The organism is Algoriphagus sp. NBT04N3, assembly GCF_019443765.1.
Classification (GTDB): Bacteria; Bacteroidota; Bacteroidia; order Cytophagales; family Cyclobacteriaceae; genus Algoriphagus; species Algoriphagus ornithinivorans.
The window spans coordinates 2,296,591-2,316,083 of the sequence record NZ_CP048415.1 but is presented as its reverse complement, the minus strand read 5'-3'; the positions used below and the strand labels follow the sequence as shown (position 1 = coordinate 2,316,083).

At 39.9% G+C, this 19,493-nt stretch carries 17 protein-coding genes; 6 read left to right on the top strand and 11 right to left on the bottom strand.

The annotated features are described in order from the left end of the window. Nucleotides 1-13: 13 nt before the first annotated feature. From GYM62_RS09955 to GYM62_RS09945, 3 genes are all read left to right on the top strand, one after another. Nucleotides 14-1,261 carry an ectonucleotide pyrophosphatase/phosphodiesterase gene (locus GYM62_RS09955; protein ID WP_219959296.1) on the top strand — a complete coding sequence of 416 codons (1,248 nt, stop codon included), beginning with the start codon at nucleotides 14-16 and terminating at the stop codon, nucleotides 1,259-1,261. Next, on the top strand, nucleotides 1,261-1,659 hold the full coding sequence (locus tag GYM62_RS09950; RefSeq protein WP_219959295.1) for a group III truncated hemoglobin: 399 nt from the start codon (nucleotides 1,261-1,263) through the stop codon (nucleotides 1,657-1,659). The genes GYM62_RS09955 and GYM62_RS09950 overlap by 1 nt, the downstream gene beginning before the upstream one ends. A gap of 116 nt (nucleotides 1,660-1,775) precedes the next feature. Beyond that, nucleotides 1,776-2,792, top strand: a complete 1,017-nt coding sequence (locus GYM62_RS09945) for a hypothetical protein (RefSeq protein ID WP_219959294.1) — start codon at nucleotides 1,776-1,778, stop codon at nucleotides 2,790-2,792. Between the two features lie 39 nt (nucleotides 2,793-2,831). Here the strand turns inward: GYM62_RS09945 and GYM62_RS09940 are convergent, their stop codons facing one another. Next, the gene (locus GYM62_RS09940; RefSeq protein ID WP_144602280.1) at nucleotides 2,832-3,842 is read right to left on the bottom strand and encodes an IS30 family transposase; all 1,011 of its coding nucleotides are present in this window, start codon (nucleotides 3,840-3,842) and stop codon (nucleotides 2,832-2,834) included. Between the two features lie 105 nt (nucleotides 3,843-3,947). On the opposite strand from GYM62_RS09940, the gene GYM62_RS09935 reads away from it, so the two are divergent. From GYM62_RS09935 to GYM62_RS09925, 3 genes are all read left to right on the top strand, one after another. Next, nucleotides 3,948-4,823: a formate/nitrite transporter family protein gene (locus GYM62_RS09935; RefSeq protein WP_219959293.1), complete on the top strand. Its 876-nt coding sequence runs from the start codon at nucleotides 3,948-3,950 to the stop codon at nucleotides 4,821-4,823. A gap of 333 nt (nucleotides 4,824-5,156) precedes the next feature. Beyond that, on the top strand, nucleotides 5,157-6,155 hold the full coding sequence (locus tag GYM62_RS09930; RefSeq protein WP_144602881.1) for an IS110 family transposase: 999 nt from the start codon (nucleotides 5,157-5,159) through the stop codon (nucleotides 6,153-6,155). 300 nt (nucleotides 6,156-6,455) lie between these two features. Then, nucleotides 6,456-7,655: a hypothetical protein gene (locus tag GYM62_RS09925; protein ID WP_219959292.1), complete on the top strand. Its 1,200-nt coding sequence runs from the start codon at nucleotides 6,456-6,458 to the stop codon at nucleotides 7,653-7,655. A gap of 33 nt (nucleotides 7,656-7,688) precedes the next feature. On the opposite strand, the gene GYM62_RS09920 is transcribed toward GYM62_RS09925, so the two are convergent. The 10 genes from GYM62_RS09920 to pdxA all read right to left on the bottom strand — a co-directional run bounded on the left by GYM62_RS09920 (nucleotide 7,689) and on the right by pdxA (nucleotide 19,477). After that, nucleotides 7,689-9,815, bottom strand: coding sequence for an FN3 associated domain-containing protein (locus GYM62_RS09920; RefSeq protein ID WP_219959291.1), 2,127 nt, complete (start codon nucleotides 9,813-9,815; stop codon nucleotides 7,689-7,691). 3 nt (nucleotides 9,816-9,818) lie between these two features. Beyond that, nucleotides 9,819-11,273, bottom strand: a complete 1,455-nt coding sequence (locus GYM62_RS09915) for a DUF1501 domain-containing protein (RefSeq protein ID WP_219959290.1) — start codon at nucleotides 11,271-11,273, stop codon at nucleotides 9,819-9,821. 1 nt (nucleotide 11,274) lies between these two features. After that, nucleotides 11,275-13,590, bottom strand: a complete 2,316-nt coding sequence (locus tag GYM62_RS09910; RefSeq protein WP_219959289.1) for a PSD1 and planctomycete cytochrome C domain-containing protein — start codon at nucleotides 13,588-13,590, stop codon at nucleotides 11,275-11,277. A 236-nt stretch (nucleotides 13,591-13,826) separates the two neighbouring features. After that, nucleotides 13,827-15,176: an acetyl-CoA carboxylase biotin carboxylase subunit gene (gene accC / locus GYM62_RS09905; protein WP_219959288.1), complete on the bottom strand. Its 1,350-nt coding sequence runs from the start codon at nucleotides 15,174-15,176 to the stop codon at nucleotides 13,827-13,829. Nucleotides 15,177-15,200: 24 nt separating this feature from the next. After that, complete coding sequence (gene accB, locus GYM62_RS09900) at nucleotides 15,201-15,677, bottom strand: acetyl-CoA carboxylase biotin carboxyl carrier protein (protein WP_219959287.1); 477 nt, start codon at nucleotides 15,675-15,677, stop codon at nucleotides 15,201-15,203. Between the two features lie 88 nt (nucleotides 15,678-15,765). Continuing rightward, on the bottom strand, nucleotides 15,766-16,329 hold the full coding sequence (gene efp / locus GYM62_RS09895) for an elongation factor P (protein WP_091655236.1): 564 nt from the start codon (nucleotides 16,327-16,329) through the stop codon (nucleotides 15,766-15,768). A gap of 24 nt (nucleotides 16,330-16,353) precedes the next feature. Next, on the bottom strand, nucleotides 16,354-17,352 hold the full coding sequence (locus tag GYM62_RS09890; RefSeq protein WP_091655265.1) for a beta-ketoacyl-ACP synthase III: 999 nt from the start codon (nucleotides 17,350-17,352) through the stop codon (nucleotides 16,354-16,356). 221 nt (nucleotides 17,353-17,573) lie between these two features. Then, complete coding sequence (gene rpmF / locus GYM62_RS09885) at nucleotides 17,574-17,765, bottom strand: 50S ribosomal protein L32 (protein WP_091655237.1); 192 nt, start codon at nucleotides 17,763-17,765, stop codon at nucleotides 17,574-17,576. Between the two features lie 29 nt (nucleotides 17,766-17,794). Further along, complete coding sequence (locus GYM62_RS09880; RefSeq protein WP_091655238.1) at nucleotides 17,795-18,361, bottom strand: DUF177 domain-containing protein; 567 nt, start codon at nucleotides 18,359-18,361, stop codon at nucleotides 17,795-17,797. A 93-nt stretch (nucleotides 18,362-18,454) separates the two neighbouring features. After that, nucleotides 18,455-19,477, bottom strand: coding sequence for a 4-hydroxythreonine-4-phosphate dehydrogenase PdxA (gene pdxA, locus GYM62_RS09875; RefSeq protein WP_219959286.1), 1,023 nt, complete (start codon nucleotides 19,475-19,477; stop codon nucleotides 18,455-18,457). Nucleotides 19,478-19,493 lie beyond the last annotated feature (16 nt).

Genomic DNA, 19,493 nt, shown 5'->3' with positions numbered 1-19,493 from the left:
AAAAAATAAGTTTATGAGGCTATTACTCTTAGGTTTTGTCATCGGTCTTTCAACTATTTTGAAAGCTTTTTCCCAGGATAAAGAAGATCAATATGTGATTTTGATTTCTCTGGATGGGTTTCGATACGATTATGTTAATCGATTTAAGCCAGAAAACCTAAGTAATTTCATAGCAAATGGAACAGCAGCGCAGGGTCTGATCCCTTCTTTTCCCAGCAAGACATTTCCCAATCATTATACCATTGCTACTGGTTTAAAGCCTGAACATCATGGCTTGGTTGATAATAGCTTTTATGATCCCAAAAAGGATAAGCAATACTCCATTTCCAACCGGGAGGTGGTGACTGACGGCTATTGGTATGGGGGAACTCCGCTCTGGGTTCTAGCTGAGCAAAATGGGCTGACAGCTGCGAGTTACTTTTTTGTAGGAAGTGAGGCGGCCATCCAAGGAGTTAGGCCTAGTTATTATTATGATTACGATGGTAAGGTCCCTAACCTGACTAGAATCTCAAAAGTTTTTGAATGGCTACAACTTCCCGAAAATGAAAGACCTCGGCTGATTACGCTTTATTTTTCTGATATGGATGATACGGGGCATGCATTTGGTCCATCTAATGATGCAGCACTGAAGCAGACACTCACACGTTTGGATAGGGAGTTAGGAGCTTTGTTTGAAGGTTTGAAAAGTTTGGGTCTTCCCATCAATGTAATTTTGGTATCTGACCATGGAATGGTGGAGGTGCCTAGGGAAAATTTGATTAATTATGAACCCTTGGTGGATGGGGTAGAAGCACGAATTGTAAACTCGGGGGCTTTGTTGCATATGCACCTAAAAAATCCAGATGAAAAGGCTGAGATTAAAGCCTTGATAGAATCCAGAGGTAAGCATATTCATGTCATTGATATAGCCGATCGTGAGTACTATCAGGATTTAAGTCTGCATGAGGATTTGATGGGAGATCTTTTGATTATACCTGATTTGGGATATTATCTAACAGATGATCGCGGGATGTTCCGATATCAAAATCGTGCTGCCATGTCCAAAACTGAAGTCTTCGGAGAGCATGGATTTAGTCCTGATTATCAGGAAATGCAGGGGATATTTTATGCGAATGGTCCTGCTTTCAAAGAAGGACTTGTAATTGAGCCCTTTGAAAACATTCATATTTATCCGATTATCTGTGAAATATTAGGCTTACCTAGTCCTGATTCTATAGATGGTCAGCTAGAAGTTTTAAAGCCAATTCTCAAAGAAAACTGATGGATAGGGCTCTGATATCAAGTAGAAAGGAAGTCGATTTTTTAGTTCGCCGCTTTTATGATCAGGTTCGAAAGCATGAAGTTTTGGGACCGGTTTTCAATCATGTGGTTAAGGATTGGGAGCATCACTTGGTGCATTTGAGTGACTTTTGGGAAATGATCTTACTCCAAACAGGGCCGGGAAGGGGGAAATTTAATCCTACAAAGGTGCATAGAGATGTAGATGCTCAGGTCAATCATCAAATTGAGCAGTCGCATTTTGGACATTGGCTAGAACTGTGGTTTGCAACCATCAATCGATATTTTGAGGGGGAAGTGGCTGATTATGCTAAAGAGCATGCCCGTCGTATGGGACATATGCTTTTTATGAGAATTTGGGAGGCCAGGAATAATTCCTAATTCTTAATCCTTTGAATATCTGGCCTTTTTTGTTAGCTTGATTGTACTATTTCAGGATTTTTTAATGCCTGACTCAATGGGCTGAATCTTGAATATTTTTACCTAATCAATGACTTATGAAACTCAGATTTGCACTCATTCAGCTTTGTTTATTTTTCTTTTTTTCAGTCCCACTTTTAGCTCAGGGAGACTTATTTACCAATCAGGAAACCTTGGACTTGAAGATGAAATTTTCCATCAAGGATATGAAGAAAAACACCAATGATTCTACCTATGTAGATCAAGTGATTTGGTATAAAAATGAAGCAGGTGAATGGGAGGAATTGGAAGTTGAAATGAGGACTAGGGGGAATTTCAGGCTCAATAACTGCTATTATCCACCTATGCGTTTGAAGGTTAAAAAGAAGCAGCGAAAAGGAACTCCATTTGAAAACAATAAAAGTCTAAAACTTGTCATGCCTTGTAATCGGGCGAGCAATGCGGATTCCTATGTGATCAAGGAATTGATATGTTACAAGCTTTTTGATGAAGTTAGCGAGTATACTTTTTCCACCCGAATGGTCAGACTCTATTTCGAAAATGAGGATGATAAAAAAGGCGAACAGGAACTAATAGGCTTCTTGATTGAAGATGATGATGATGTGGCAGACCGCTTCAATGCTAAAATTGTGGATGACAAAAAGATTCTTGGTACCCTATTGGAAGATTCTGCAGCCTTAAGGCATGATTTGTTTCAATTGATGATTGGGAACACCGACTTTTCAGGATTGTATAAGCATAATCAAAAAGTCATGCAATTGGACGAACGCACAGTGGTTCCCTTGGCATATGATTTTGATATGACTGGCCTTGTCAATCCACCCTATGCACAGGTGAGTAATCTCGTCGATATTGAAAAGGTGACAGATAGATTATATCGTGGTTTTTGTAGAGAAGAGGCAATCACCCAGACGATTCGAAAAGAATTTATCGCCAAAGAACAAAGTATCTATTCTGTAGTTAATCGATATAGTGATTGGTTAAGTACAGGAGACAAAAAAGAAATTGACAGATTTCTGAGAGATTTTTTTGAAATCCTGAACAATGATCGGTCTTTTGAAAAGTTCGTGGTCAAGGCATGTAGAAGCTATTAAACTTTTAGCTTGAAATTCATCTTTATTAAATAGCCGTGTTCAATTCATAAATGCAACACCTAATTTTTGTTTGAGTTTTTGTAATGGACTAAGGTAATCAAACTTTCTAACGGGTCTGTTATTGATTTTTAATTCTATGGATTGAATTTGTTCCACCGAGTACTGATTCAGGTCTGTTCCTTTGGGTAAAAAAGCCCTGATCAATCCAATTCTGTTTTCCACCGTTCCTTTATCCTGAGACGTATAGGGCCTTGTAAAAAAGGTTGGCAGGTTGAATTTATCCCTGATTCGATGGTGGTTTGCGAAGGCTTTGTCATTATCGAACGTGATTGATTTAAAAAATGAGGCGCCAATCCGTTCGATTCTTCTGGTTATTTTCTGTTCAATGACATCGGCGTTCTTACCCTCTAACTTTTCCAACGTGGTGATTAAAGTAGCCCGGTCTACCAGTACCAGAAGTGCCGATTGATGGTTTTTACCCATCATCAGATCCACTTCAATATCACCGATCCGCTGCCTCTGCTCCACTACGGGAGGCCTTTTTTCAATGGAAACTCTTTCTTTGATCAGTCCTCTGGAATCCCTGTAATTACCTCTTTTACGTTTTCTTTTACCGTGTCTGAGATGTTTGTATAATCCTCTATCCTTCCTGAACTGCCAATGGTTACTTTTTTTTGCCAGCCAGATCCATTGGTAGAGGGTCTCATGGGACACTCCCGGTTGGCCATTGACTCTCCACCTGGCGGCAATCAGTTCCGGACTCAGTTTTTCATCTTCCAGCCAGATTCTGCTCTGCTCCTTCATTACCTCGGTAAACCGTCTGTGTTTGGGTTTGTATTTATGGCGTTCTTGAGCCCGGTTCATTGCTATGCGTGCTGAGTAATTTCCTGCACTACGTCCCCGTTTCCCAGTGTTTCTTTTCAGTTCCCTACTGATGGTACTTTTGTGTACGCCGACCCGACAGGCTATTGCAGTTTGACTGAATCCCTCTTTGTTTAAAACCTCGATTTGATATCTTTGCTCTAGGCTGAGCTGATTGAATTTTTGCATGTCAACACTAATTTAATTATTCAGCCTAAGGAAGGAAGCCTAGGCTTCCTTCCTTAAACTATTAGTGTTGCAATTATTACTTGAATCTGGGATAAATAATTCTTTATGATCTGGAAAAAGGAGAAAAGTCCTGAACAGCAGGAAAAGGAGCGTCAAGAAGAAATTGACAAGGAAATCCATAACTCTGCTGAAGAAAAAAAAGACGGGACTAAGACTCATGGGGAGGTTCTCCGCGACCAGATTACTGATGCACTAAAGACCTACGACAAAAACTCCAGTAGTATTCTTCTCAGCTCTTTGACCGCAGGAATGGAGATTGGGTTCAGCTACTTACTGCTCGCTACGCTTTTTTACTTTTTGGAAGGGAAAATGGCAGAGGATACCATTTTTAAAATGATCGCTTTTGTCTATCCCATGGGATTTATTTTGGTGGTGTTAGGTCAGTCTATCCTGTTTACCGAGCAAACGGCCCTACTAACTCTTCCGGTTTTAAATAAGAAAAGGACTCCTCTTTCTATGCTCAAATTATGGGGACTGGTGATTAGTGGAAACTTGGTTGGAGGCTATTTTATTGGCCTATTACTGGTTTGGCTAGGTCCTAGATTGGAAATTTTCGATTTACATGTTATCGAAACCATCGCTCTCCACGTTCTCAAAGCAAAAATCCATGTAATATTGGTTAGTGCCATGGTTGCAGGTTGGTTGATGGGTTTGTTATCCTGGTTACTCGCATCGGTAAGGGACACCATCAGTCAGATTGTGATTATCTTTCTGATTACCTCTGTCTTGTCTTTTGCGAGCTTACACCATAGTATTATTGGAAATATTGAGGTATTTACAGGAATGATCAGTTCGGATAAAGTTCACCTGATAGACTACCTTTCTTTTCAATCCACAGCACTTTTAGGGAATGCATTTGGTGGGGCAATTTTCGTAGCATTACTCAAATACAGAGCTTTTGTGTTTAATATTGGGAAATAAAAATCTGATTATCCGCAATCATGCCAGGTGCCTTATTTTCTTTGCTTGACTGGTTGGAAGACCGATGACCCAGCCACGGCCTTTAGGTTTGCAAAGTAGAATTATTTGAGAAAATCAGAGCTAATATCTTTACGATTATTAAGTGACTCAGATATTGAATAAATTGAAAAAGAATGGGGTGAACTTTCGCCACGGCTAGGCTAGCGACCTCTTGCCAGTATCAGTCCCCATTCTTAGTTGAGTTGCCAGTAACCAGTTAGAATTTTAGGCTTTAGGCCTGTTAAAGGTTTTAGTTTCCGCAACTCTCATTTGTTAAACTTCAATGTCTAAATTATGAAATTCAAATCAATTATTGGAGTCGATGTAAGTAAATCTACACTTGATGCTTATCTGAAGATCAACCAATGCCACGCAGTCTTTGAAAATAATGAGAAAGGTTACCAGGAGCTGGTGGAATGGGTAATGGAAAACTCTGGGTTAATACTCGCAGAAGAACTGCTTTTCGGATTTGAATCCACTGGGATTTATTCTTCAGAACTTGCTTTGTTTCTTGAAAAGCACTCCCTACCATTTTATATCATCTCAGGACTTGAATTAAAGCGATCCTTGGGAATAAGAAGAGGTAAGTCAGACAAGGCAGACTCTAAAGACATAGCTGAATATCTTTATGAAAAGCAGGAGAAGATTATCCCCACTGTTCCTCCCAAAAAGGTCATCCAGGATCTCAAAAAGCTGTTTAATTACAGAGAGCGACTTGTAAAAGACAGAGCAGCTTACATCACCCGTATCAAAGAATATGAAGCTGTAGTTTCAGAAAACAAATTAAAAGTCTATCAAAAATCCAATACCGAAGTAATCGCTTGTTTAGATAAACAGATCGAAACCGTAGAGAAAGAAATAGACAAACTTTTACGCAAAGATGAACTGTTAATGAACCAATATAAGCTGATTAACTCTATCAAGGGCATAGGCCCACAGACAGCTGTTGCACTTATCGTCTTAACAGAAGGGTTTACCCTATTCGATAGCTGGAGAAAGTTTGCCAGTTATGCAGGAACAGCACCGTTTCCCAACCAGTCAGGTACATCCTATCGAGGGAGAACCAAAACCAGTCCGCTGGCGAATAAGAGAATTAAAACACTGCTGACATTATGTGCAGGCACAGCCATCCAATACAGCACTGAGATGAAGACCTATTACAAGAGAAGAACCGGTGAAGGGAAAAGCAAAATGAGCACACTTAATATTATCAGAAATAAACTTATTGCAAGGGCTTTTGCTGTTGTCAACCGAAATTCCAGCTATGTAGACATATTAAAATATGCCGCATGAAAAAAAACTGAAAATCTTCTTGCTTAAACCTTAGAATACTGGCAGGCGAAGCTTCCAGATTCTGATCCTTTTAGCGGACAATAATCCGTATTTTTGTCAATACTGGTAAGAAAGCGGGAATCCATAATAAAAAATCTGATTAAGCGGAATTTAAATACTTTTAAAATTATTCTTTCTTTTTGGGATGGGAGACCATTTCCTGTACCTAGAGGCAGGAATGACCAAAGTTTCAGTAATCAAGTTCTTCAATCTGTTTGTAGACACTTATATTAAATCTATTTAAAAGCAGCAATATCAATCATGTTTCAAGCATCTTTTTGCACTATAAATAATCCGGTATCCAACTTTCTAAAAATAGGTTTTCTCATAATTTTCATATCATCCTGTAATGATGCCAAAGATTCAAAAAAATACTCAGAGACTAACTTTCAAGTCAAAGTAGTTGACTCGTTGGAAATTGATTATCTGGGTAATCTTTGGTTAATCAATTATGATCCTGCAAGTCAAAGATACCTAGGCTTTGGAAATGGGAATCAAGAATTGGTTGTATTGGATACGAGTGGAGTTATCCTAGAGCAATTTGAAGTGCCCCATGATGGGCCAAATTCAGTTTCTATGATAAATGCAATCAGTATGGTTGATGGCAAAATTCAAATCCTTGAGTTTGGTAAAGGCTTGGTGAAACTCGATCAAAAGGGAAATAAAATATGGAATCTCCGTTTTCCCTATTTTGCTTTTTATCTAAACGGAATTGCGGGGCTGCCATTCTTTAACATGGGAAAAGAAGTGGCATTTTTAAGGCCTGAAAAAGGAGACTCTAAGGAAATAGATTGGGATGAAGACCTAAAAGGTATTTTTGAATCTGTTTACCATGCACCCATTTTGGAAATAATGGATACTACCAGCCTTGAAAGTCGTCAGACTATGCCTTTTCCTCCCGGGTCTTTTTATCAAGATGGGAATTTTTATGGATGGACTTTTCCCACTGTTTTAAGAAGAGAAAAAGATTGGTTCCTATACTTAGGAAGTGAAATGAAGTTTTACCACTACAAAGAAAGTGCTGGCGAGATAGATTTTGTTAAAGAAGTTTCTCTTCAGGTCAAGGATGCTGTCCCTCAATTAGGGGTGCCTTTCGAAAAACAAGATGATTTTTTGGATATAGCAGGGAAGAGTTATTCCGGTAGAATTAACTCAATAACTTTTGACAAAAATCACATCTATATGATCTATGAAAAAGGCTTTTCTGAAGACTTTATGAATGGTTTGGATAAAGATGCGAGAAAAAGGAAGAAACAGATTGAAGACGAAAAGCAGAATTATTTGGCAGTTTTTGACCAAACTTTAACTCTCCAAGAAAATGATATCCCTCTTCCCAAAGGACTGATTTACACTAATATTGTCACTGAAGAAGGGGAGATTTTGGGGCTGAAAAATCAGGATTATTTTGAAGAGGAAAAAGATCAGGTTGTTTACTATAAACTGAAAGTTATTAGGAGTTAAATGCAACTTCTGATTAATTGAAATTTAATTCTTTCAATTCAATAAAATCTCGTCTATAAATACCCAGCCTTTCGCTCCGGCTCCAGGATGCCAGGCTGGGAGTGAGGAAATTGGATTGAGCTTGACTTTTATTTTTTGAGGACTATTGCCTTGGATCTTGTATTGAAGTAATTCCGATCTGATTTCACCAATCTTTTCAGACTGTTTGGGTTGATCCCGAATGATACTTTTCCATCTACCATCTTCCCAGCTAAATATTTCAACCTGCGTAGGAGGGAAGATATAGGCACTTTCATGATATAATAAGCTCAAGCCTAAACTTTCCACATTTTGATTTTCAGGAATTTCAAACTCAGCTTCAAAAGCTTGATCACTGTATCCCAGCCATTCCCCGGAAGTGTGATTGTTTTTTCCCTTGATTTGATCAAAAAGGGTACTGGCTCCCTGAGCTTGATATCTTGGATTTGGAGCATTTAGAAGTTTTGAATCTGAAGGACTCAGGCCTGACTTCATGTATACTGAGGATACAGTCGGCGAACTTTTCCAATCAGGAGCAAAGACTTTGGCTTGGATTTTTCCGGATTGATTGATCCAAATAGGTTGCGCATAGATAGGGCTATTGAGGCTATCAGGCTCAGTTCCGTCTAAAGTGTATCGAATCTCAGCCACTGGAATCGGATGACTGAGCTCTAATTCCAAACTGTCTTTGAAAAGTGTTTTTGCCTGTGAGATTTTAGGAGGATTCAATTCATAAATTATCCCTTTCCCATCAAATCCAAAATCAATTCTCGTGGTTGGTAGATTTTTTTTCAATTCATTTTTCTGCGAATCCGAAAGCCCAGTTTGCCATAAGAAAAGCTTTTTCAAATGATTCATTTGAGACAAAATTTTTACACTTTCCTGCTGGAGGTTATTTCCTGAAAGCGCTAATTCTTGAAGGGATGATAATTTTCCCAGTTGCTCAATTTGTTTAGAGGATAGGCCAGAAAAATTTAGTGTAAGCTTTTCCAAGTTATTGAAATCCTCCAAAAAGCCTAGATCCAGATTTTCCAGAGGCATTTTGTTAAGGCTTAGCTCTACTATCTGGGTTTTAACTTTTTTCAAATCATTGAGTGATGCAGTGTCGAAGGCAGCTATTCCGAAGTAAGAAACAACCAAGGCTGGAGACTCAGGGTAAAGAGGCATGACCGTTCTATAAAAATTATTGAGCTCCTTTACAGTTTCAGGTGATGCCGCTTCGAACTCATACGTTTTTTCTGGCTGAAAGCGCAAGCTTGCAAATTGATATAGTTTACTTTCCTTCTCCAGCTCTTCCATTTTCTGGTTAAACTTTGCCCCATTCGCCACCCATTCCTTTAAAATACTTAATTCTTCTTCAGAGAGTTGAGCCTTGTTTTTAGGAGGCATATGTTCTTTAGCATCCATAGGGAGGCCAATGCGCTGAACCATCATGGAGTTTTCCAAATCTCCGGCCAATGCAAAAGGCCCTGTTTTACCTCCTTTTTGAATTCCTTCTAAATGATCCAGTCTTAATTCGCCTTTAATTTTGCCCTCTCTATGACAAGTCACGCATTTTGCCTCCAGAATAGGTTGAATAATATCTCTGAAGACTTCTGCTTCCGCCATGGTAGGAACTTGACTTTCCTCTGTATTTAATGGGGCTAATAAAAAGTCTTCTCCATGAGTAAGATTAGCTCCCCAGTGTCCAGTTAAAATAACTCCAATTGCTAAAATCATGGCAGAAAAGCCTATGGTTTTTGAGCTGATATTTCTGAAGAAATAGATGAAAACAGAAAAAGCAAATACCAAAAATCCAGCCCATTGATGCCAATTTAGAGCCTCTCCTTCGTAATCTTCTTTTGCCAAAATTAAACCTGCGACTACGGTAATTCCTGCAAAATTAGCCCCTGCAAGAAAGATCAATTCGCCGATATTTTTGACCTCATTGTTTTCGCGGAGACTGGGGACCAAGAAAAATATGATGCCTGCAAGTAGTAGGACTATAGGGAAATGCAAGAGTAGGGGATGGGATCTGCCTACAACTTGAAAGAAGGACGGAAACTCCGTGCTTTCTGGAGAAAGACTGAGCACAAAACTGAGTCCTAGCCAAACAAAAAGACAGTTTTCAAGCAGGTTACGGAGCGTTGATTTTTCTCTCATACATTAAGCGATCAGGTCTTTCACCACTTTGCCGGATACGTCAGTCAGTCTATACCTTCTGCCGAGATGTTTGTACGTCAGCTTCTCATGATCTATGCCCAAAAGGTGTAAAACGGTAGCTTGAAAATCATGAACATGCACTGGGTTCTCAGCGATATTATATCCGAATTCATCTGTCTCGCCATATACCATTCCGGATTTTACTCCTCCTCCTGCCATCCAAATGGAGAAAGCCCTAGGATGATGATCTCTCCCGTAATTTTCCACTTGGATTTTGCCTTGACAATAATTGGTTCGGCCAAACTCTCCACCCCATATCACCAAAGTTTCGTCTAATAAACCTCTTTGCTTCAAATCTGTGATCAAAGCAGCAGAGGCCTGATCCACATCTTTGGCTTGCATGGCCATTTGATTGGGTAAGTTATCGTGTTGATCCCAACCCTGATGGTATAATTGAACAAATCGAACTCCGCTCTCAGAAAGCTTTCTGGCCAAAAGACAATTGGCAGCGTAAGTTCCTGGAACCAAACAGTCTGGTCCGTATAATTTGATTATAGAGTCGGGCTCTTTAGATACGTCCGTGATTTCAGGTACAGCAGTTTGCATTCTATAGGCCATTTCATATTGCTGAACTTTCGCTGTGATGGCCGGATCATTAAACTCCCGGAAACTCAAATCATTCATTGCAGCAATCTGATCAAGCATTTTTCTGCGCTCATCCCGGCTCATGGATTTAGGGTCTTTCAGGTATAAGACCGGGTCTTCGGAGTTTGAAAATTGTACACCCTGATGAGTTGCATCTAAAAATCCATTGCTCCAAAGCTTAGAATAAACCCCCTGCCCATTTCCTTTTCCTCTGCTTAGTAACACACAGAATGCCGGTAAATTGCTATTCTCACTTCCCAAACCATAACTCAGCCATGAACCCATGCTTGGGCGATTACCGACTTGAGCACCAGTTTGGAAAAATGTCAAAGCAGGATCATGGTTGATTGCCTCTGTATGCATAGACTTAACTATGCATATATCATCCACTATGCTGGCTGTATGAGGGAAAATGGATGAAATCCATGCTCTGCTTTCCCCGTATTGTTGAAAATCAAAATAGGAACCCACTAAAGGAAATTTTTCCTGTCCTGCGGTCATTCCCGTCAATCTCTGACCCATGCGAATAGACTCTGGGAGATCCTGTCCATAGTTTTTTTGCAGAAGAGGCTTATAATCGAAAGATTCTAATTGAGAAGGGGCACCATTTTGAAAAAGATAAATCACTCTTTTTGCTTTTGGAGCAAAATGAGGAAGAGCTGCCATAATTGCATCTTCGGATTCATTTCTTCCTGAAAAAAGATCGGGGACCAGCAATGAACCCAATGCTGCACTCCCAAGCCCAAGACTTAATCTGGAAAGAAATTTTCTTCTATTGAGATTTAATCCCTGTTCTAAGATTTCTTTTTCCATGTTAGATTTTGGTTATTGTTTCTTCCAGATTGTAGAGGCTCACAATTACCTGCATCAAAGCAGCAGTCTCGGCATTAATATGTTTTTCTTCCAAAGGATATTCTCCTACCTCTAAGCTTTCTTTGATCTGGCTTGGATTGGATTGAAACCTTTTCAGCTGATCATCATAATAACTCATCAAAAGCTTCGATTCTTTTGAGCTCATTGGCCTGCATAGAATTCTTAGAAATGCCTCTTCTATTGCAGTTTTGGATTCAGTTTCCTGAGTCATTAATCTGGAGGCTAATACTCTAGAAGCTTCGAGAATTAAAGGATCATTCAGCATGACCAAAGCTTGCAAAGGAGTATTGGTTCTCCCTCTTCCTACCTCGCATCTATCTCTATTACTTGAATCAAATATGATGGCTTTGGGGGGAGGAACTGTGAGTTTGATGAAATTGTAAAGTCCTCGTCGATAAAGGCTTTTTCCATGATCTTGAACATAAGTTGCCAGCACTCCACGTCCCGATGATGCTGCCTCCCAGATACCTTCCGGCTGATAGGGTTTGACGCTAGGTCCACCCACCTGATTAACCAATAAACCGCTACTGGCCAGAACCAGATCTTGAATGTTTTCAGCTGGTAATCTTAATCTAGGTGCTCTTGCTAGGTAAATATTTTCCGGATCTTTATTGAGGTGCTGCCTGGTGATTTTTGCGGATTGTTGATAGGTGGCAGAGCTGACAATCTGTTTCATTAAACGCTTGATATCCCAGCCATTTTCCATAAAATCTACTGCGAGCCAATCCAATAATTCCGGGTGGGAAGGAAGATCTCCCTGCATTCCAAAATCTCCCGCTGATTTGACTATTCCAGTTCCGAATATTTCCTGCCAAATAAGATTAACAAAAACTCGGGCTGTCAATGGATTATCTCTATTGGTAGCCCATTGAGCCAATCCCAGTCTGTTTTGGGGAAGATTAGCGGAAAATTCAAGGATTGAAGCTGGCGTAGAAGGGTTCACCGGACTAGTGGGAGCATCATATACTCCTCTATCTAAAATGTAGGTTGTTCTGGCTTTCTCACCTTCTAACTCACCCATGACAGAAACAGATAATTTGCTAGTGTCTGGATAATTGATGAAGTCTAAAATTCCGCCCAAGTCTTCTCGTTCTATCCAAAGAATGGGAGTTTTAGCGGGCTTTGAAATACTCACATCTCCCTCGTAGCCTTTTTCTGGACTATTATTGAAGAAGGCGAAAAATTCATAATATTCTTTCTGAGAGAATGGATCATATTTATGATCGTGGCATTGAGCACATTCCATAGTAATGCCCAGTATTCCTTTACTGAAGGTATTGGTCTTATCCAGCACATATTCTACTCGATATTCTTCATCAATAACACCGCCTTCTTCAGTGTATTTATGGTTTCTATTGAAAGCGGTAGCTAAAATCTGTTCCTTGGTTGGGTTGGGCAATAAATCTCCTGCAATCTGCCAGGTGATGAATTGATCATAGGGAAGATTAGAGTTTAATGCATGGATCACCCAATCCCTGTATGGCCACTGGGTTCGAATATTGTCATCCTGATATCCATAGCTATCGGCATATCTGGAAATATCCATCCATAGAATTGCCAGTTTTTCTCCAAAAGAATTTTGTGCAAGTAAATTGTCAATCAACTTTTCATAATTGCCAGACTCGTCCAGGTCAGAAAATTGCTGTAGAATCGCTGGGCTTGGAGGGAGCCCCGTTAAATCCAGACTTACACGCTTGATCAATTCATAGGATTCTGCTTTTGGGTTAGGCTTTAAACCCTTTTCCTTCATCTTTTGAAGAGTGAATTGATCTAATTCATTCTTGGTCCATTCAGTTTTTGGAGGGAGTTTGCCCTTTTCTGCTTTTACAAAAGCCCAATGAGGCTCGTATTTTGCGCCTTGTTCTATCCATTTTTTAATCAGTGCAATTTCTCTTTCGCTCAGCTGTAGGTTGGATTCAGGCGGAGGCATCATTTCCGAAGGATCAAGAGAACTTATTCTATGGTACACCTCCGATTCTTCAGGTTTTCCTGATACCAAAGCAAACTTTCCCGGATTTTCCTTCAAGACTTTAAATGCAGAACTTTCCAAGTCTAATCTGAGATCAGCTTCCCTTTTATTAGCATCAGGACCATGGCAGGCAAAGCACTTATCAGATAAGATGGGTCTGATATGGAAATTGTAACTGACTTGGTCTATGGGTTCCAGCGAGTCATATTCTGTATTGTGTGGTTCACATGACCAAAAAAATGGAACTAAAAGAATTAAAGCATAAATATTTCGCCTCTTGAAAACCATAGAAGGGATTATTTTGGTATTTCAAGTTATGGAAAAATTTTAAAAAAGTATAAGTCGTTTTTGATTAATTTTTATTTTCTCTGGCAATGAAAAGAGGCTGTCTCAGAATTAGTTCTAGTGTCAGCCTGAGGGGAGTCGAAGGCCATTTCTATCGTTTTGGCCTACATTTCGACTTCGCTCAATGTGACAAATTGCACTTTTGAGACAGCCTCCTAATTATTTTTATTTATTCAATATCAGCTCTTTATCACTGAGAAAGCAAAAGATTCCAAGAATTTGGTGGTAAAGTTTCCTTCCTTGAATTGTTCATTTTCTAACAAAGCAATGTGGAAAGGAATAGTGGTTTTAATACCATCAATCACAAACTCTTCCAAGGCTCTTTTCATTCTTACTATCACCTCTTCTCTACTTTGACCACTTACGATCAACTTGGCAATCATGGAGTCATAGTTTGGTGGAATGACATAGCCTGCGTAAACATGCGAGTCAACCCGAACTCCACGTCCTCCAGGGATATGAAGGTTTTGAATTTTTCCCGGACTTGGTCTGAAGCCATTGGCAGGGTCTTCTGCATTGATTCTACACTCCATTGCATAGAGTTTAGGGAAGTAATTTCTTCCTGAGATTTTCTCACCTGCAGCTACCTTGATCTGTTCTTTGATCAGATCAAAATCAGTTACTTCCTCTGTAATTGGATGCTCTACCTGAATTCGGGTATTCATTTCCATGAAGTAGAAGTTTCTGTCTTTATCGACCAAGAATTCAATAGTACCTGCTCCCTCATAGCCTATGGCTTCAGCGCCTTTGATAGCAGCCTTACCCATAGCTTCTCTAAGTTCATCTGTGATGAATGGGGAAGGAGTTTCCTCTACCAGCTTCTGATGTCTTCTCTGTATTGAGCAGTCTCTTTCTGATAAGTGACATGCTTTTCCTCTGCTATCGCCGACAATTTGAATTTCAATATGTCTAGGCTCCTCAACAAATTTTTCAAGATATAATCCATCATTGCCAAAAGCAGCTCCAGATTCCATTTTTGCATCATCCCATGCTTTTTTGAAATCTTTGTCTTCTTTAACAATTCTCATTCCTCGGCCACCGCCACCTGCAGTTGCTTTAAGGATAACCGGATAACCCATTTCATTGGCCAGTTTTAAGCCTTGCTCGATGGAGTCCAAAAGACCTTCTGAACCTGGAATAGTCGGGACACCTGCTGCTTTCATGGTTGCTTTAGCAGTAGCTTTATCACCCATCTGGGCGATCATATCCGGAGATGCTCCAATGAATTTGATTCCGTATTCATCACAAATTCTTGAGAACTCAGCATTCTCAGAAAGGAACCCATAACCCGGATGAATAGCGTCTGCATTGGTGATTTCAGCAGCGGCAATTATTCTGGGAATATTGAGATAAGATTCTCTACTTGGAGCCGGGCCAATGCAAACTGCTTCATCTGCAAAGCGAACGTGCAGGGAATCCTTGTCTGCTGTAGAGTATACAGCTACAGTTTTAATTCCCATTTCCTTGCAAGTTCGAATTACTCTTAGAGCAATTTCACCTCGGTTGGCTATTAATATTTTTTTAAACACAGCGATTTATTTTTAGTGGAAAAATTAACCTGCTGGATCTACCAAGAACAATGGTTGATCGTATTCAACTGGTGTTGCATTGGAAACTAAGATCTTTACAATCTTACCGGAAATTTCGGATTCGATTTCGTTGAAAAGTTTCATCGCTTCGATGATACAAACGGTCTGTCCAGCCTTGATGGCGTCACCTACATTCACAAATGCAGGAGAATCTGGGTTAGGAGTAAGATAGAAGGTTCCGATCATCGGGGACTTAATTTCTACCAAATTAGAGCTTGCCGCAGCTGGAGCCTCAGAAGCAGCAGGTTGAGGTGCTGGCGCTGGCGCTGGAGCAGGTGCTGCAGCTGGCTGAGGAGCCGGAGCTGATTCCACCACTCTCACTTGAGCAGACTCTGCATATTTCTTGATAGAAAGTTCGAATTCTTCTGTTTTGATTTTTACTTCAGCCAGACCAGAATTCGAGATATAGTCGATTAATTCCTGAATTTCTTTTGCTTTCATAGGTTTCATGTTTTGGATTGCCTCTCGGCAGGGTTGGGTTTAAAACAATAAAGCTGTGTAATTTACTAAAATCACACAGCTTTTGATTTTATTTTACTCGTTCGGAATATGAACCATCACGAGTGTCTACCTTGATCATGGTGTCCTGATCTACAAAAAGAGGGACCATCACAGTAGCACCTGTTTCAACAGTTGCCGGCTTCAAGGCATTAGTAGCAGTATCACCTTTGATACCCGGCTCGGTATAGGTGATCATCAATTCAACAAATGGAGGTAATTCCACAGAAAGTGGAGTTTCAGTCTCATCGTGGATCAAAATATCCACAAGCTGACCATCTTTCAATAAATCAGAACGCTCGATCAGTTTTTCTTCGATCATGATTTGTTCGAAGGTATTGGTATCCATGAAGTTGTAACCCATGTCGTCCTTGTACAGGAATTGATGAGGTCTTTTTTCAACTCTCGCAGTGGTTACCTTTTCACCTGCGTTGAAAGTCTTATCCAAAGTTTTGGCAGAGGTAAGACTTTTCAATTTTGTTCTGACGAAAGCAGCTCCTTTTCCTGGCTTTACGTGCTGAAATTCTACAATGGTCCAAATATCATTGTTCATTTCAAGGCACAATCCATTTTTAAAATCTGCAGTACTTGCCATATATATTTGAGTTTATTTTTTTCCTTATTTGGGGTCGTAAGCCCATTTTACATAAATAGAACCCCAGGTAAATCCACCCCCAAAAGCAGCCAAAATCAAATTGTCTCCTTTTTTGAGTTGACTTTCATAGTCCCAAAGGCAAAGTGGAATAGTGGCGGCAGTGGTATTACCATAGCGTTCAATATTCATCATTACTTTTTCTGGACCAACTCCCATTCTGTTGGCTGTGGCATCTATGATTCTCTTATTTGCCTGATGGGGAACAAGCCAAGCTACATCGTCTCCAGTCAATCCGTTTCTCTCCATCACTTCAGCACTTACATCTGCCATGTTGGTTACAGCAAATTTAAACACTGTTGAACCTTCTTGGTAAGCAAAATGCTCTCTTGCTTCAACTGTTTGATGAGTGGCTGGCTTACGGCTTCCTCCTGCTTTCATGTGTAGGTAAGGTTCTCCTGATCCATCAGATCTCAAAATCGCATCTCTGATACCATATTCACTGGTGGTAGCTTCCAGTAGTACTGCTCCTGCACCGTCTCCGAAGAGGATACAGGTTGTTCTATCCTGATAATCTACGATGGATGACATTTTATCAGCACCTACTACCACTACTTTTTTGTGGGTTCCCGCTTGAATAAATTGAGCCCCTAACTGAAGTGCGTAAAGGAAGCCTGAACAAGCGGCAGAAATATCAAAGCTGAAGCTCTTTTTTGCTCCGACTTTGTCCGCTATGATGTTGGCTGTTGCCGGAAAGGGCATGTCAGGAGTGACAGTCGCACAGATGATCAATTCCACATCCATTGGGTCGGTACCGGTTTTTTCCAACAGTCCTTTGACTGCTGCTGCACCCATTACCGAGGATCCTTGGTTTTCTCCTTTGAGAATTCTTCTTTCCTTGATTCCTGTTCTCGAGGTGATCCATTCATCATTGGTCTCGACCAGTTTTTCAAGTTCTTTGTTTGTCAGACGGTACTCAGGTACATATCCCTGAATCCCGGTGATCATGGCTCTTAGTTGCTCCATTTGATTTTGTTTTTCCAAAGACAATTCAAAAAGTCTTTGATTTTCTTAGGTTGATAGGTTTTGCTAAGGAAGGTCAAAAATATTACAATTGCTTCTTACCACCAAAATTAATCCGTTTATGACTGCTAAGTCATTGGTTAAATGAGTCTTGGAATTAGCTGAAAAACAAAAATCCATCCCGTTTCGGGGATGGATTTCAATTTTATGAGTTAAATATTGGATTAAGCCAATACCTCTTTTTCGATGATCACCTGACCTTTGTAATACAACTTACCGTCCAACCAGAATGCTCTGTGAGGAAGGTGCATTTCGCCAGTTGTAGGACATTTAGCCATACCAGGAGCCTCTAACTTGTAATGAGTTCTTCTTTTATCTCTTCTGGTTTTCGAAATTTTGCGTTTAGGATGTGCCATTTTATGCGTGGTTTATGATTTCTCGTTCTTTATTTTTTTAATTTTTTCAGCATCTCCCAACGGGGATCTACTGGTGTGTCCTCATTTTCTTCTGAGTTTTCCTCTTCTTCCTCCCAGTCTGACTGATCATCGATATAAATGTATTGTCCATCTATATCCGAATCGTCTTCCTCATCCAATTCATTGCGGTGATCAGGGTGGATTTTCTTGGCTGGAATAGCCAATAAGATAAACTCGTAAATCAACTGAGCTACATTGATTGAAGGAGTATCCCTCGTAATCATGTAGATATTATCGTCAATTTCTTTTTCTTCAGAGCCATATTTGAAAATGATCTCCTCTTGAATATCAAGCGGATAATCAAATTCTTCGAGACTTCTATCACAAGTCAGTCTCACATGACCCGCAATATCAAATTCCATCTCTATCAAATTTGCTCCTTTATGCATGATAACCCTTGTGGTCAACTTGCCTTTTTCAACCAGTTCATTATCCTCGAAAGCCGAAAAGAACTGATCGTCAATCAGAAACTCGATTTCGTGCTGTCCTTCTTTGAACTTAATTACCTCAATATCAAAGCTTCGTAAGAATTTCACACTTCCTCCTTCTGATTTAAGACCGCAAAAATAGGTATAATTTTGTTTTATCTAAAATAGTCAGGGAAATAATATTTGGTTAAACCGAAATAATTATTCCTCCTCGACTAATGATTCATGGTATTGGATGATATCAGAGGCCAAATAAATGGCCGCACGCATCGACCCCTCATCTGCCAGATTCTTTCCTGCAATATTATATGCAGTGCCATGATCCGGCGAAGTACGAATAACAGGCAGCCCTGCTGTGAAGTTCACTCCATTGCTAAATGCTATTGATTTGAAAGGAATTAGTCCCTGATCATGATACATGGCTAGAATCCCGTCAAACTTACTTTGATGCACCATTCCGAAGAAACCATCAGAAGGGTAGGGACCAAAGACCAGTTTGTTTTGGTCTTTCAATTCATTGATAGCTGGTCTGATTACTTTTTCTTCTTCCTCTCCTAGCAGTCCATCTTCTCCGGCATGTGGGTTTAGTCCCAGAATTGCAATTTTTGGTTTGGCAATTCCAAAATCCTTCTCAAGGCTTTGTAGCATTAAATTTGCTTTCTCTTTGATCTTCTCACCTGTTACGGCTTGAGCTACTTTTGATAAAGGAATGTGTCCAGTGACCAAACCAACTCTCAATTGTTCAGCCACCATAAACATCAGGCTTTTTTTCGCACCAACAGCTTCAGTTAAAAATTCAGTGTGTCCTACAAATTTTAAATCCTCAGAGTTGATGTTGTTTTTATTCAATGGAGCAGTGACCAAAGCCTGAATATTTCCAGCTTTTAAGTCTTCAACTGCCATTTTTAGCGCTTCTAGAGCCATTTTACCAGCTTCCTGAGTTTCTACTCCAGGGATAATCTCCGGACATTCTTCTACAGCATTGATCACATTTACTCGCTTGTGCTGTATTTCGTCCAGAGAACGAATTTGCACAAAATTGAAATCTTCCATGCTGAGAAGCTTTCTGTAATAACTCAGTGCTTTTCCATGCCCATAGATCAATGGAGTGAAGTTTTTATAAGTTCTATTGTCCTGAAGAGCCTTCATAGTTACTTCTGCCCCAATGCCATTGATATCCCCTATGCTGATCCCTATTATGGGTTTTGAAATTTTAGCGCTCATAAAAACTTGATTGTTG

What these genes read in the sequence shown, in the direction of transcription:
- rpmF (WP_091655237.1), bottom strand. Translation starts at nt 17,765, where the DNA reads ATGGCACATCCTAAACGCAAAATTTCGAAAACCAGAAGAGATAAAAGA.
- pdxA (WP_219959286.1), bottom strand. Translation starts at nt 19,477, where the DNA reads ATGAGCGCTAAAATTTCAAAACCCATAATAGGGATCAGCATAGGGGAT.
- GYM62_RS09915 (WP_219959290.1), bottom strand. Translation starts at nt 11,273, where the DNA reads ATGGAAAAAGAAATCTTAGAACAGGGATTAAATCTCAATAGAAGAAAA.
- GYM62_RS09910 (WP_219959289.1), bottom strand. Translation starts at nt 13,590, where the DNA reads ATGGTTTTCAAGAGGCGAAATATTTATGCTTTAATTCTTTTAGTTCCA.
- GYM62_RS09955 (WP_219959296.1), top strand. Translation starts at nt 14, where the DNA reads ATGAGGCTATTACTCTTAGGTTTTGTCATCGGTCTTTCAACTATTTTG.
- efp (WP_091655236.1), bottom strand. Translation starts at nt 16,329, where the DNA reads ATGGCAAGTACTGCAGATTTTAAAAATGGATTGTGCCTTGAAATGAAC.
- accB (WP_219959287.1), bottom strand. Translation starts at nt 15,677, where the DNA reads ATGAAAGCAAAAGAAATTCAGGAATTAATCGACTATATCTCGAATTCT.
- GYM62_RS09925 (WP_219959292.1), top strand. Translation starts at nt 6,456, where the DNA reads ATGTTTCAAGCATCTTTTTGCACTATAAATAATCCGGTATCCAACTTT.
- GYM62_RS09920 (WP_219959291.1), bottom strand. Translation starts at nt 9,815, where the DNA reads ATGAGAGAAAAATCAACGCTCCGTAACCTGCTTGAAAACTGTCTTTTT.
- GYM62_RS09940 (WP_144602280.1), bottom strand. Translation starts at nt 3,842, where the DNA reads ATGCAAAAATTCAATCAGCTCAGCCTAGAGCAAAGATATCAAATCGAG.
- GYM62_RS09935 (WP_219959293.1), top strand. Translation starts at nt 3,948, where the DNA reads ATGATCTGGAAAAAGGAGAAAAGTCCTGAACAGCAGGAAAAGGAGCGT.
- GYM62_RS09950 (WP_219959295.1), top strand. Translation starts at nt 1,261, where the DNA reads ATGGATAGGGCTCTGATATCAAGTAGAAAGGAAGTCGATTTTTTAGTT.
- GYM62_RS09890 (WP_091655265.1), bottom strand. Translation starts at nt 17,352, where the DNA reads ATGGAGCAACTAAGAGCCATGATCACCGGGATTCAGGGATATGTACCT.
- GYM62_RS09930 (WP_144602881.1), top strand. Translation starts at nt 5,157, where the DNA reads ATGAAATTCAAATCAATTATTGGAGTCGATGTAAGTAAATCTACACTT.
- GYM62_RS09945 (WP_219959294.1), top strand. Translation starts at nt 1,776, where the DNA reads ATGAAACTCAGATTTGCACTCATTCAGCTTTGTTTATTTTTCTTTTTT.